This is a genomic window from Pricia mediterranea (assembly GCF_032248455.1).
GTDB classification, from domain to species: domain Bacteria; phylum Bacteroidota; class Bacteroidia; order Flavobacteriales; family Flavobacteriaceae; genus Pricia; species Pricia mediterranea.
The window spans coordinates 2,220,063-2,234,109 of the sequence record NZ_JAVTTP010000001.1; the positions used below are offsets into that span (position 1 = coordinate 2,220,063).

At 46.2% G+C, this 14,047-nt stretch carries 11 protein-coding genes; 9 read left to right on the plus strand and 2 right to left on the minus strand.

What is annotated here, in order from left to right:
• Nucleotides 1-103: 103 nt before the first annotated feature.
• The 5 genes from RQM65_RS09205 (at nt 104) to RQM65_RS09225 (ending at nt 4,533) form a co-directional block, all read left to right on the plus strand.
• A complete protein-coding gene (locus RQM65_RS09205) occupies nt 104-250 on the plus strand; it encodes a peptide-methionine (R)-S-oxide reductase (protein WP_432279844.1) in 147 nt (48 codons plus the stop codon).
• A 14-nt stretch (nt 251-264) separates the two neighbouring features.
• Nucleotides 265-1,833, plus strand: a complete 1,569-nt coding sequence (locus RQM65_RS09210) for a protein adenylyltransferase SelO (RefSeq protein ID WP_314014386.1) — start codon at nt 265-267, stop codon at nt 1,831-1,833.
• A gap of 254 nt (nt 1,834-2,087) precedes the next feature.
• Nucleotides 2,088-2,597, plus strand: a complete 510-nt coding sequence (gene msrA / locus RQM65_RS09215) for a peptide-methionine (S)-S-oxide reductase MsrA (protein ID WP_314014388.1) — start codon at nt 2,088-2,090, stop codon at nt 2,595-2,597.
• A 35-nt stretch (nt 2,598-2,632) separates the two neighbouring features.
• Nucleotides 2,633-3,238 carry a peptide-methionine (S)-S-oxide reductase gene (locus RQM65_RS09220; RefSeq protein ID WP_432279845.1) on the plus strand — a complete coding sequence of 202 codons (606 nt, stop codon included), beginning with the start codon at nt 2,633-2,635 and terminating at the stop codon, nt 3,236-3,238.
• 74 nt (nt 3,239-3,312) lie between these two features.
• Nucleotides 3,313-4,533 carry a bifunctional alpha/beta hydrolase/OsmC family protein gene (locus tag RQM65_RS09225; RefSeq protein ID WP_314014390.1) on the plus strand — a complete coding sequence of 407 codons (1,221 nt, stop codon included), beginning with the start codon at nt 3,313-3,315 and terminating at the stop codon, nt 4,531-4,533.
• 130 nt (nt 4,534-4,663) lie between these two features.
• On the opposite strand, the gene RQM65_RS09230 is transcribed toward RQM65_RS09225, so the two are convergent.
• Complete coding sequence (locus RQM65_RS09230; RefSeq protein WP_314014392.1) at nt 4,664-8,020, minus strand: LamG-like jellyroll fold domain-containing protein; 3,357 nt, start codon at nt 8,018-8,020, stop codon at nt 4,664-4,666.
• 114 nt (nt 8,021-8,134) lie between these two features.
• Complete coding sequence (locus RQM65_RS09235) at nt 8,135-8,596, minus strand: hypothetical protein (RefSeq protein WP_314014394.1); 462 nt, start codon at nt 8,594-8,596, stop codon at nt 8,135-8,137.
• 286 nt (nt 8,597-8,882) lie between these two features.
• Here RQM65_RS09235 and RQM65_RS09240 point away from each other — a divergent pair, with 286 nt between their 5' ends.
• The 4 genes from RQM65_RS09240 to RQM65_RS09255 all read left to right on the plus strand — a co-directional run bounded on the left by RQM65_RS09240 (nt 8,883) and on the right by RQM65_RS09255 (nt 14,023).
• The gene (locus tag RQM65_RS09240; RefSeq protein ID WP_314014396.1) at nt 8,883-9,335 is read left to right on the plus strand and encodes a response regulator; all 453 of its coding nucleotides are present in this window, start codon (nt 8,883-8,885) and stop codon (nt 9,333-9,335) included.
• Nucleotides 9,332-11,875 carry a PAS domain-containing protein gene (locus RQM65_RS09245; RefSeq protein ID WP_314014398.1) on the plus strand — a complete coding sequence of 848 codons (2,544 nt, stop codon included), beginning with the start codon at nt 9,332-9,334 and terminating at the stop codon, nt 11,873-11,875. Before RQM65_RS09240 ends, RQM65_RS09245 begins: the two co-directional genes overlap by 4 nt.
• A gap of 182 nt (nt 11,876-12,057) precedes the next feature.
• Nucleotides 12,058-12,498 carry a response regulator gene (locus RQM65_RS09250; protein ID WP_314014400.1) on the plus strand — a complete coding sequence of 147 codons (441 nt, stop codon included), beginning with the start codon at nt 12,058-12,060 and terminating at the stop codon, nt 12,496-12,498.
• Between the two features lie 277 nt (nt 12,499-12,775).
• Nucleotides 12,776-14,023, plus strand: a complete 1,248-nt coding sequence (locus RQM65_RS09255; RefSeq protein WP_314014402.1) for a site-specific integrase — start codon at nt 12,776-12,778, stop codon at nt 14,021-14,023.
• Nucleotides 14,024-14,047 lie beyond the last annotated feature (24 nt).

Here is a 14,047-nt window from a genome sequence, read left to right on the forward strand (position 1 = left end):
TAAATTGCAGGACAACTGGAGCCATTTTTGAAATCCTTGAGGATGACGTACACCTACAACGATTTTTTCTCGATTGCCAGCCTCGTACTGAGCCGTTTTGAATGTGAGTCGGCTATTGGAGGACTTGTGCAACACCTGTGATGCGCATTTGGGACACGTGTTTCGGGACGGTCCCGAGCCAAGTGGGCCGCGGCACTGCATCAATTCGAAATCGGTGACTTTAAAAACTGTGAGGTCGGCGAACAAATAAGAAAGGATAAGATTTTGATCTCAAACCTAAATGTACAGGACAGGTTCAACAAAGAACTTCCCGCCGATCCGACCACGGAAAACGGTAGGCGGAAGGTGATGGAAGCCTGTTTTTCATATGTGAAGCCCAAAGCAACCGCAAATCCGAGGATGCTGCACGTTTCCCCGGAAATGCTGGACGAACTGGGCCTAACGGCAACGGATGCGCAAAGCGAGGCCTTTGTTCAGGTGTTAAGCGGCAACGAGATACAGCCCGGTACGAATCCCTATGCCATGTGCTATGGGGGACATCAATTCGGGAACTGGGCGGGACAGTTGGGCGACGGCCGGGCCATCAACCTGGCGGAGGTGGAGCATGAAGGCAAGCATTGGGTACTTCAACTAAAGGGTGCGGGCGAAACCCCCTACAGCAGAACGGCGGACGGCCTAGCGGTACTCCGCTCCTCCATTCGCGAATACCTGTGCAGTGAGGCCATGTACCATTTGGAGGTCCCGACCACGCGTGCCTTATCCTTGGCATTGACCGGCGATCAGGTACTGCGCGACGCGCTGTACGACGGCAATCCCGAATATGAAAAGGGAGCCATTGTGTGCCGGGTCGCCCCGTCCTTCCTGCGTTTTGGCAGCTATGAGATTTTCGCTGCAAGAAGGGACGCCAAAACCTTACGGACACTGGTCGATTATACCATCAAGCACCATTTTCCACATTTGGGCGAACCCTCAAAAGAAACCTATCTCCAGTTTTTTAAGGAGGTAGGGCAGAAAAGCATCGATATGGTCATGCACTGGCAGCGCGTCGGCTTTGTCCACGGGGTCATGAACACCGATAATATGTCCATTCTCGGCCAGACCATCGATTACGGTCCCTACGGATGGCTCGAGGGATACGACCACGGATGGACCCCCAACACCACAGATTTCGCCCAGAAGCGGTACCGCTACGGCACACAGCTGCAGGTCGCACTGTGGAACCTAAACCAACTGGCCAATGCGCTCTATCCGCTTATCGGGCAGACCGAAGCCTTGGAAGCAGCCTTAAAAGAATTAAGTGATGGCTTGGAGCCCGCCCGGCTGGACATGATGAAGTCCAAATTAGGATTGTTCGAAGCCGATAAAAACGATGCCCAATTGGTCGAGGCACTCGAAACCGTTTTGCAGCGTTCAGAGACCGACATGACCATTTTCTTCAGGAATTTGGCGGACTTTAAAAAGGATGGCACCGCCAATGGACTATCTCTGATCGCGAATGCGTTTTACCGTCCCGATGAAATAACGGGCGCCCTTGAGGAAGAATGGAAAGCCTGGTTCATGAAATACGAGGATCGCCTTGAACAAGAGACCAAAAACGAAGGGGAACGCAAAGCCGCGATGAACGGCGTCAATCCCAAATACGTGCTGCGCAACTATATGGCACAGTTGGCCATCGATGCGGCGGACAATGGCGATTACTCGGTGTTGGATGAATTGTTCGACCTCTTGAAACTGCCGTATGCGGAACAACCCGATAACGAAAAATGGTTCGACAAACGCCCCGAATGGGCCAAGCACAAAATAGGCTGCTCCATGCTGTCCTGCAGTTCCTGACCCAGATTTCGACTTTGACAAGTTCCTTATTGGGCGCAACATATTTTGTAGAAGAGCTCGTTTAGACTTTCTCTTTTACCTGCAAATTTCACATTTTATACCCTAATTTTGTCTTTTTATCGCAGCGCAGCTATGGCTATACTGCTCAAAAAAGCCTTAATAGGGCATAAAAGCCTCCCGAAAGCTTTCGGGATCGGATCCAAACAGAAAATCTAAACGAGTTCGAATAAAATAACATTTAAAACAACGAAAAAATGGACAAGTACAAAAAAGCATACATCGCAGGAGGCTGTTTCTGGGGAATGGAAGATCTTTTCAGGGTACGGCCCGGAGTGAAGGATACCGAAGTCGGGTATTTGGGGGGGGAAAACGAAAATCCCACCTACCGAAACCATCCCGGGCATGCCGAGGGCATTGAAATTACGTACGACCCCAACGAGACCTCGTTCAGGGAAATATTGGACTATTTCTTTAGGATCCACAATCCCACGACTTTGGACCAACAGGGAAACGACCGGGGATCCAGTTACCGGTCGACTATATTCTTTCAAAACGAGGAAGAAAAAAAGGAATCCGAGACGGTCATCCAAATCGTAAACGATTCCGGAAGATGGAAGGGCGATGCGGTTACCACCTTGGAACCCTTCACGGTCTTTTGGCCCGCCGAACCCGAGCATCAGGACTATCTTGTAAAACATCCCAACGGATATACCTGCCATTTTGAACGCTTCGGCACTTTTCTGAAAGAGCAGGGACAGGCCTAGCGCGTGCTGAGGCCGAGGTAACATGAATAAAGAAATTGATAAAACAGTATTGGGCCGAGGAGGCTTCCGGAGTTTCGGAAGTGAAAGGGAGGCTAGATACTATGGAAAAGAAATTGGACAAAATAGCGTTGGGCGGGGGATGCCACTGGTGTACCGAGGCCGTCTTTCAATCCTTAAAAGGGGTCGGGAAGGTGGAGCAGGGCTTTGTCGCTTCCGAAGGAAATAACGGTAGCTTTTCGGAAGCGGCGGTCGTTTATTTCGATCCAAAACAGATTGCGCTAGTTGCCCTGATCGAAATCCACTTGCATACACATAGCAGTAGTTCCGGCCATTCCATGCGCTCAAAATACCGCTCGGCCGTATATGCCTACTCCGAAAAACAGGCAATCGAAGCTGAAAGCACATTGGCAGGACTACAATTGGAATTCGGAGGCCGATTGGTTACCAAGGTATATCCCTTTAAAAGCTTTAAACCATCGGAAGAACAGTTTAAAAATTACTATTTCAAGAACCCTAAGAAACCTTTTTGTAAATCGTTTATCAATCCGAAATTAAGGCTGCTGTTACGGAAATTTTCGGGCAACGTAGCTCTTGAAAAAATAGGGGGGTTGTCGGCGGAGACGATAGCCTGTGGGAAGTGACGGTTACCATGAGCAGTCATTGGTAATCACCGAAATGTAGCCGAAGTATAAACATGAAAACACATTAAACCAAGATGAAGAGCACTAAACTCGAGATAACGAACAAAAAAGGACAGAAACTCCAAGCGCATTTGGAGCTTCCGGCGAATGAAAAACCACATTATTTTGCGATTTTCGCCCACTGTTTTACTTGCAGCAGTACCCTGTCGGCCGTTAGGAACATCAGCCGTTCACTGACCAATCACAGCTTTGGGGTGGTGCGTTTCGATTTTACCGGTTTAGGCCGTAGCGAGGGTGAATTCGCGGACAGCCATTTCTCCGGAAACGTCTCCGACCTCATGGCGGTCAGCGACTATATGTCCGAAAACTACAAGGCGCCTGGACTGCTCGTCGGACATTCGCTCGGCGGAGCCGCGGTTATCGTGGCAGCCTCAAAATTGAAAAGCGTAAAAGCGGTGGCCACCATTGGTGCCCCCGCGACTGTTGACCACGTAACCCGTTTATTTTCCCATGGCATCGACGAGGTAAAGGAGAAAGGGGAGGTTAAAGTGGACATTGGGGGCAGACCCTTTAAAATCGACCGGGAGTTTGTAGCGGATTTCGGAAAGACCGACTTGCCGCAAATTACCAAAGACCTGCGAAAACCGCTACTTATCATGCACGCCCCTTTCGACCAGATTGTCGGAATAGATAACGCGCAGCAACTCTACCACAACGCCCACCACCCCAAAAGTTTTGTCAGCCTCGACCAAGCGGACCATCTGCTCTCCCAAAGCAGGGACAGCCAATATGCTGGCAATATCATCGGCACCTGGGTACAACGCTATTTCGAGCCAAAAAACAACGCCATGCTCGACACCGAGGGCGAACAGCTGGTGGCGCACCTGAACCTGGCGGAAGACAATTTTACTACCTCCATACAGACCAAAAAACACAGTTTTACCGCTGACGAACCGGGCAGCGTAGGCGGGGACGATTTCGGACCGTCACCCTATGATTTGCTGAGTGCCGGATTGGCCGCCTGTACCGCAATGACCTTAAAACTCTATGCCGAACGTAAAACGTGGGATCTTCAGGAAGTCTTTGTATACATCACCTATTCCAAGAAGCACAGCGACGATCTCATGGTCGACGTCGAAAAGCCGAGCCGCATCGATCATCTGCAAAAAAAGTTGAGATTTGTGGGCGACCTAGATGAAAAACAGCGGCAACGACTTAAGGAAATTGCCTCAAGATGTCCCGTACATAAAACCTTGCAAAGCGAGGTCGTCATTGATTCTGAAGTATTGAAATAAGACGGTGATATCGACGTATCGGCAATGCTCCAGAAAACGGGTAATATGTCAAAGGATAAAACATGAACCGCGGTACAGGGACCGCGGTTCATTCCTAAATATATGATTAAAGTCTGTCGGCCATCAATAGCTATTCCTTGATAACCTTAAACGTATCTTCCAATCCGTTTTGCACTACCCTGACCAGGTAAATCCCATCGGGATAGGCCGAGAGATCCAGCTCCGGTTCTTCGCTATCCGTTTCCATGTTAATCAGCACCCGGTGCGTGAAGTCGTTCACCATAATCTGCTTTACCCCCGTCGATATCCCCGTTATTCTAAACCTTCCTGGGGTGGGGTTGGGGTGAACGTATCCGATTCGGGCTGTTTCGGTCTGCTGAGCTGCCGGTCCGTTTTCCGCATCCGCCGTAGGTATATAAGCCTTCGAGGCTACATATACCGTGCTGTCGTTACCAGCCTCGGACAAGGAAGACACTTGTTGCTGGGTAAGGGCGTTGTCGAACAGCCGAACGTCATCGATACCCCCTTCGAAGTATTCCTCGCTCCATCCCGACCAACCGATATATCCCTCCTTGAAATCGGAAACCTGACCGGAATGGGCCTCGCTCCCGACCTCATCCCCGTTGATATACCAGGTCATGGCGCTGCCGTCGTAGGTCACGGCGATATGCTGCCACCGGTTGGCCACAATGCTGCCATGTCTTTCCAACTTACGGCCCGTCTCGGTACGTAACGCAAAGGCAAGCGATCCCTGATGGACGAAGGTCATAAAACCACTAGCCGTACTGGTTCCGGCTATTCCCTGATAGTCACCACTGGTGCTTTCCGGATTTATCCAGGCGGCAAGCGTAAACCCATGGTCAACCGTTCCATCAACATCGGGAAGGCCAACGAAGTCATCCACACCATTAAAGTCCAAAGCGTTTTCCAACACCCCATCGATAGAACCCTCTTGAATGTCTCTGCCATGCATCAAGGTGCCGTGATGCTGGTTTCCGCTTGAATCGGTCGCTGTGGCACCCTTTGAATCATCTAGTTGCCAGTACCCGATAGTACCCTCCGCTATCGCCGGAGCATCCGTTTCGGGCGGGGCGCCGGCCCCGATAATCTCGATGGCATTGACGGTGGGGTGCCTGGTGCCCCCGTCCGAGGTCAGGGAGGAAAAGTAGAGGTTCAGTTCCCCATCGGTGACTCTGACGTTATAGGTTTTAATGAGCGCGGCTTCCGCCCCGACCTCGGCGAAGACATCCAGATTGTCCTCCATCAGTTCGTTCTCCATACGTACATCGAAGACACGACGGCCCGCGCCACCTTCGCCTCCGTCGGTCGCCCCGAACCACAGCTCCGCGAAATGAAGCCTTACGGTATACTCCCCATCGTTCAAGGGAATGTCGTAGTCCATTTCCTTTGAGGTGCTGTAGCGGAAGGTTCGATAGGGATTCTCCAAGCCCGTCCGAGGCCGATTCAACGTGCGGCCCGTGTCGAAAAAGGTGTCGGCCGAAAACGTGTGCCCATTGTAGCGCGCTTCCCCACCGCCGGCATTGATCCGAAGGGTAAACTCTTCATTGACCTCATCGTTGTCGTTGTTTACCTCATCATCGCTGCTTGCCTCATCATCGACGCTGCCCTCCGACCGAATGCGATAGGCCCAATTTTTTGTGCGGTCATTATTCGGCAAGGCGGGCGGTTGCAGTCTACCATTGCGGTTCGTCGTAATTTCGCCCGCGGAAATCCAACCTCCGTGGGTCACGTCCCACCATTCGAAGAGATAGGTTTCCGAAGCCTTGAGGTTGGTCAACACCGGGAGGGGACTGGGATTCGTTCTGGCGTCGGCGGTAAAAAACCCTAGCGCAAACTTCCCGTCGTCCGAAATCGACAAGGTATGTTTGAAATCCTGGCTATCGCTTAGATGCTTCTGCGCGGCCGGTATCAGCCGATGGTATTCATGTCCCTCATCCAATACAAAATCCCTAAGATGGCCCATGGCCTGTGAGCCAAATCTGGATAGCGCGTTGATCTGCGGATCGTTGCTAGGCACGATGGTACCTCCATCGGTCTTGCGCCTCTGGGTCGAGGCCGCTGCACCCGCATACCAGGCGTCGCCCCAAGCATGGCCCGCCAGGCCCCCACTTAGTACGGAGCCGTACATTTGCATCTGGGCCATGGTGGTATCGTCTAGGCCCGGATTGATTTCATTACCGGAATGTAACCCCCAGCCCGGGTAGAACGGCTCCAAATTAAGAGCCGGTTTTGTCGAGCGGCGATATTCATAAATCTCTTGCAGCCATTGGTGCATGGTCTCATCCCTTTCCGCATTACTAACGTTCTGGACATCTAGGGCGTCGGGTATGTCTTTTTCCCAATTTCTTAGGGAGGTATTATAGGACATTGCGGTTCGAGGCTGGCCGTAGGGCATCCGATTTCCCAATTGTGCACTTAGTTTTCCATGTGCATGCTCGACTAATTCGAGCCAATCGGGATACACGTTGTGGGAATTGGTATCATGGTGTACCCAACTAAAAATCATATTATAACAACCATATCGCGCCCACAGATAACGGATGTAGTTATAAAACGCATCTTTTTCGGCCTGGGCCCGAAATGGCCAACGCTCGTGCCGACGTACGGATTCGAACAAGGTCACGAAGCCTTGATCGGATAAAAACTGCATCCGTTGGTCAACGGATTGCCAATACTCTGGTACGATCCTTCTGTAATCGACTTCCGGATGCGCATCGGTCACCGATTGGCCCCGCCTTTTCATAGCGAAGGGGGTGCTTCCGTTATCTGCTATTTTCTTCCCCCAAGTGTCGGTGGACCACAACCCGGACTCGCGGCCCGGCCGGTCCCGATTTCTGCCCCATTGCTGAAGATAGGTGTCGTCGGGAAAACTGGCAATAAGATTAAGACCGTTGAAGCCTTGTTTTTTTCTTGCCAAAATATAGTCCTGAAAAGATATGTTGGTGATGTCGTTTGCGCGATCAAACCCGAATACGCCCGTCAAGGCAGACCAAGAAGTGTCCGCAGTATAAAAGAACGGAGTGCCATCGGCGTACTCTAGAGTCCGCTTGTTATCGGCAACCCGTATAAAGCCTTGGTTATTGGGATTGCCACTTACATTTGCGGCAACAGCGGTAAATGAACCACTTTTTCCAATAAAGGCTTGGTCTGAGTTTTCTACGGTCTCATTGATAATGTTCCAGGTCCACTTTCCAGGGGAAGTGGCGACCAACCGGGCGCGAAAGACATTTCCCCCATCCCAAAATACTGGGATACGATAGGCCTCATTGGGCGAACCGGATTTTTTCAATTCGAGCCAGACATCAACATCCATGTAGGCATTATCGTATTGTTCTTGGCTATTGAATGCTACTTCGACCACTTCCATGACCCGGTAGGTATCTTTTTGCGCGAACGTAAAAACGCTTGTCAAAGTGCAAAATAGCAATGTTAAAATCAGTTTCCTTGAAGTAATTTTTGTTTTCATTGAATAGGTTTAATTTTAAGTCATTTAGGGCTTTCGTACTCTATAAAAATGATTTCTTTCAAAATCCCCCCCAGTACGTAAGAGGCGCAGGCGTAGAAGCCTAACGATTAAAAATCAATTATATTGCTCATTAAAAAGTTGCAAAAATTCCTCTTTATATTCATCGTTGTTCTTTCGCAGATCATGTTGAACAATCAGTGATTGCTCGTCGATTAAATAGCTATGCGATGCTATCCGGTACTGAATTTCGCCATCGCCATCATCGAACCAAATCTCTATTCCGACCTGGGTGCTGCTGTCTATTTGTTCCGCCTCGGCCTTTATGACGTCGTTATAGATACCACTGGGTGTTTCATCGTTCAGCAATAACCCGTGGTCATCGAAGATGTCATCTTGCCCGCGGCGCTTGGTTATCAACCACATCGCCTCAAACCCAGAAAGATAGAAAGCGCCGCCCACTGCTATGTCAACAACGCTATCCCCGTTAATCAGCCGAGCGATAATTCGCGAATTGGTCGAATCGGATTTTATCCAATCTTCCAACGTTTTCTTTAGTACTCCGAAGGTTAAAAGCATGAATAGGGGAAAAGAATATGAGAAGAATTGTCTAACTTATTGCCAGATTTTCCGCACAAAAATAGCAATTTTAGAATAAATGTTGATAACCTTCTGAATTTTAACAAGGGCGATGGGTAGTCCTGAACTTTAAAAGGACTATATATGAAGCCTCAGATTCTGCTCTTTTAAAACAAGAATATGTATCCATTGAGGAAAATTATAGGGTTCTGATCGTTCAAATTCATCAAAATTTTTAACTTGTGGGCTGAAGGAAAACAACACTTCAACTTTACCTATATTTTCAATGTCGAAAGATTCTATCCGCATTTTTTTGGTCGATGATGATGAGGATGACCGCGATCTTTTTAAAGATGCTATCAACGAAATACCGCTCAAAACAAGAATAAATACTTTCACTAGCGGCATCGAATTAATTTCCCTCCTCGAGCATGAAAACCACAATTGGCCGCAATTAATATTTTTAGATTTAAATATGCCGATAATGGGAGGAGAGGAATGTCTGCAAAGACTTCGGAGCATTCCCAAACTAGACTCAATGCCGATTATAGTGTATTCGACTATTGTGGTTGACAGCCTGGCAGATAGATTATCGGAGATAGGAGCGAATATGTATCTTCAGAAACCTTCATCGTTCCCACAACTAAAATCTCTGTTGGAACAATGTATTACTAGCGTATTACAAACCAAGGGGGAGGGAAAATATCCCGATCAATTCATTGTAAGAGAGGACCGATGATTGAAAAAGAAAAGAGCGCTGTGCCGACCTTTTTAAGGGATGGCGGCGAAATGGGCAGGCTTATCAGCGCTAAGGACTGGACTTCGCATGAACTAGGGGACCCTAAGAATTGGCCTATTTCGTTAAAGGTTTCCCTGAGTAATATCCTAAAAACTTCATTCCCCAAGTTTATATGGTGGGGAAACGATTTGTTCTGTTTTTATAATGATGCCTATCGCCCCAGCCTCGGAAAAGATGGTAAACATCCATCTATTCTGGGCGAAAGAGCACAAGATGCCTGGGCAGAGATTTGGGATACGATCGAACCGATGATCAATCATGTTTTATCCACGGGCAAGTCAGTATGGAGAGAAAACCAGCTCATACCGATCTATCGCAATGGCCGAATGGAAAATGTCTATTGGACCTTTAGCTATAGTGCGTTAATGGGAGATGATGAAAAAATAAATGGCGTTCTGGTAACCTGTACCGAAACTACTCAAGCCGTTCTCAACCTCCAAAGGTTGGAAGAAAGTGAAGACCTGTTAAAATTTGCGGTGAATGCTGCAGAACTCGGAACCTGGGATTATAATCCCATAACCAATAAATTTCTAGGCAATCAACGGCTTAAAAATTGGTTTGGGTTGGCAAAAAACTCCGAAATAGATTTGTCGATTGCTATGGAAGCGATAGTTCCCGAAGACAGAAACCGCGTGGAAAATGCGATTCAAGATGCTTTGAAAGGCAGCAATGATGGGAAGTACGATATTGTTTATTCGATAAGGAACAAAAATACGAACGAGAAAAAAATTGTTCGTGCACTGGGCCGATCATGGTTTAGCGATGGAGGGGCAGCTTACCGGTTTAACGGAACCTTGCAGGATGTTACCGCGCAAGAAAAATCCGCCGAACAGCTAAGAAAGGCCAATCAACAGATTAAAGATGAAAAGGAAAGGTTTGAGAATATCGTCCATAGCGCCCCTGCCGGAATTGCGATATTCAAGGGACCAAAGGTTATGGTAGAAATGGCAAACCCCACCTTTTTGGAAATCATAGAAAAAGAACACGAACAATTTGTCGGTCGTGAGCTTGATAGGATATTTCCACACATTCGGCCTGAGATAAAATCGCTATTTACCGAGGTTTTTACCAAACGGAAACCGGTCTTTGGGAAAGAGTTCTTTTTGCCCATAAGACGAAAAGGGAAGATTGAGAACGCTTATTTCAATTTCATTTTACACCCTATTAACGATACTTTCGATGATTTTCTAGAGATCATGTTAATAACGCACGAGGTCACGGAATATGTAGTCGCTCGAAATGCACTGGAAGAAAAAGAGGATCAGTTCAAGAACTTGGTGTTGCAATCACCGGTGGCTAAGGCCATTTTTAGGGGTAATGATTTGCGTATCGAAATGGCCAATAATAAAATGCTGGATCATTTTTGGGGTAAGACCTGGAAGCAAGTCGCGGGTAAACGTCTTATCGATGTGTTCCCCGAACTCAATGAGCAAGATTACATCAGGATATTAAGACAGGTGATCACGACCGGCAAAGCAGTTCGAGACAATGATTCTAAATCGATAGTCATTAAAGCGGAGAAGGCGACCGTTTTTTATGTCAACTACGTCTATTTACCATTACGGGAGATGGACGGTTCAGTTTCTGGAGTGATGATAACGGTTACCGACGTGACCAACGAATTTTTGGCAAAAGAGAAATTAATCAATTTCTCCAAGGAACTGGAAGATCAGGTCGAGCAACGCACAAAACTCCTTAATAAGGCGAATAACGATTTAGAGAGTTCTATTAAGCAACTGGAAAAGGCCAATGACGAACTTGAATCGTTCGCCTATATATCAAGCCACGATTTGCAGGAACCACTGCGAAAAATTCAAATGTTCATATCACGTATCTCAGAGCATGAGGCCGACAACCTTTCACAAAAAGGCAAGGTCTTTTTTGATAAGATTACGGAATCCGCTAAAAGAATGCGTCGCTTGATAGATGATCTATTGGCCTTTTCCAAAGCGGACAACGACGGGTTTGAGTTCGAAAAAACCGATCTCAATACAGTAATGGACCGGGTATTGGAAGATCGCTTCGAACATATTGAGCTGTCTGGGGCCAAGATTGATCAGACCGATTTGCCCTCGATATATGGCGTACCTTTTCAAATGAGGCAAGTGTTCGACAATTTAATAGGGAACGCTCTGAAATTTGCAAAAGAAGATGTGCCCCCACGTATACAGATCTCATCAGAAATTGCGACTCTTCAAGAAATTGCGGATTTAAATCTTACCCAAGAGAATCGCTACATAAAGGTTCTGATTCGGGATAATGGAATTGGTTTTCCAAAAGGAATGGAACACAAGATTTTCGAGGTTTTTCAACGAACGCATAACAAGTCCCATTACAGTGGAACTGGAATAGGTTTAGCTATAGTTAAAAAAATAATCGTTGCCCATAATGGTGCAATAACAGCAAGTTCAGAAGGTAAGGGCGCAGTATTCACCATATATTTCCCCGAAATTGCTTCAGAATTTGGAATTTCAAATTAGACTCCCATATAAATTTTTCAGATTTCAAATGACAGTCGGAGACAACGTAGAGAATGTCCTGTCAGGACAAATGGTGCGTTGTTGGTCAAAACCGAATTATTATAGTACAGTATCCATAATTCAAATTTTAACTGTAATTTTCGAAATTCTAAAATCGGATATCAACATCCAGGCAAAATAATATGGAACAGAGAATAATTTTGGTGGACGACGATCGCGATGATCGTGAACTTTTCGCAGATGCCTTTGCTAGCTTACGACTTCAAGCAGAACTTTTGCTCTTTCAAAATGGCAGAGAATTGTTCGAGCAAATCGATAGGATAGATCGCTCAGTACTCACCTTTATGTTCTTGGATCTGAATATGCCCGTAATATCCGGGATGGAGGTATTAAAGCATATTCGTCAAAGGTCAGAGTGGGACAAGGTCTTCATTACAATTTATTCTACATCCTACTCCGAAGCAGATATAGAAAGTGCATATCATAACGGCGCTCATGGATATTTATCAAAACCCTCCAGTTTTGGAAAACTGACCTCCTTAATTGCGAAAACCTTAACGATAGCTACTTCCGGCAAGATGAAACCTCTTCCAAAGGATAGGTTCGTTTTGAATAGGGAATAGCTTCGCCTGGAAATTGCGTGCAAATAAAAAAGCTCCGAAGCTAAAAGCCTCGAAGCCTTGATTTTACTGGTGGTCCCACCTGAACCCCCTTTTTGGATTAACCCTGTATAACCCAGAATAATTGCCTATATTAGTGTACATAAGGGCTGAGCGGAATCCATTTTCACAGTTTTTCACATAATATTTGGTGCATTTTGCCCCCCTTTTTGCCCCCCTTTTTATCCATTTGAATCCAGATTAGTTCATTTCGAATTAAACAGGGTTAAATACCATTAAAATGCAGACTACCTATATTTTGAGAAAAGACAAGGTAAACAGAGACGGAACTATGCCGATTAGGGCGGTAATTACTTTCCAGGGGGCAAGAATTAGAAAAAATATCAAATCCGTTAAAACCAAAGAAAGACATTGGAAGAATCAGCGCATCAAACCCAACACAAAGTCAGAAGCATATAATAACCATATTGAGTACAATCAAATACTGGATGAATTCCAGGAAAAAGTAAATGCCATTTTCCGATTTATCCACTTGCGCAACATTAAACCATCGGAGGACTTTATTTTGAACAAGCTGGGTGACAAGCATTTTGGTCAAAATAGTTTGGCACCTAAATTTTTTGATTGTTTCGATGAATTTATTGAAACCAGTAAGTCCACCAAGGCTTTAGGCACTATAAAGAAATACGTTACGGTCAAGAACTTTTTGAAAGATTTTCAGGACAGTACCGGCTTTTCAGTTCGATTCGACACCATAGATATTGACTTCTACGAAAAGTTCCGGGACTATTCTTTTCTAAAACGAAATACCTTGAACAACTACTTCGGGAAGCTCATAGCCATCATCAAAACTTTTATGAACTGGTCCCTGGAGAGGGAGTATCATGAGAACCTTACGTACAAAAGATTCAAAAAGCCACAAGATGATATTGAGGTTATTTATCTAACGATTGACGAGCTGATGAAGCTTTACAAACATCCGTTTAAATCAAAGAGATTGGAACATGTACGCGACTTCTATTGCCTTGGCTGTTTTACTGGTCTCCGATTCAGTGATATAAACAGGCTGAGGCCTTCAAATGTTTTTGATTCCTTTTTAAAGGTAAATATCGTAAAGACCCGGTCTATTGATCAAAAAATACCATTGAACAAATATTCCAAAAGTATATTAGATAAATACGTGGATACAATTTATGAGCCTATCCCAACGCTCTCCTCCCAAAAATTCAATGAATATATTAAGGAATGCTGTGAGGCGGTAGGAATAAATACACCGACCACTATCACCCGGTATATAGGTCAAAAAAGAATCGATAAGACCTATCCCAAATACCAATTAATTACAAGTCATACCGCTCGTAAAACTTTTGTGACCAATAGCTTGGTGCTTGGTATGAAGGCAATGGTAGTAAGGAACATTACCGGCCATAAGGACGAGGCCTCATTTAGACGATATGTTGATATCGCGGAAGATTTTAAAAGAAAGGAAATGGATAATACCTGGGATAAAATGAGCACGACGGCTTGACCAAATAGCCGAGGTTGTGAGAAA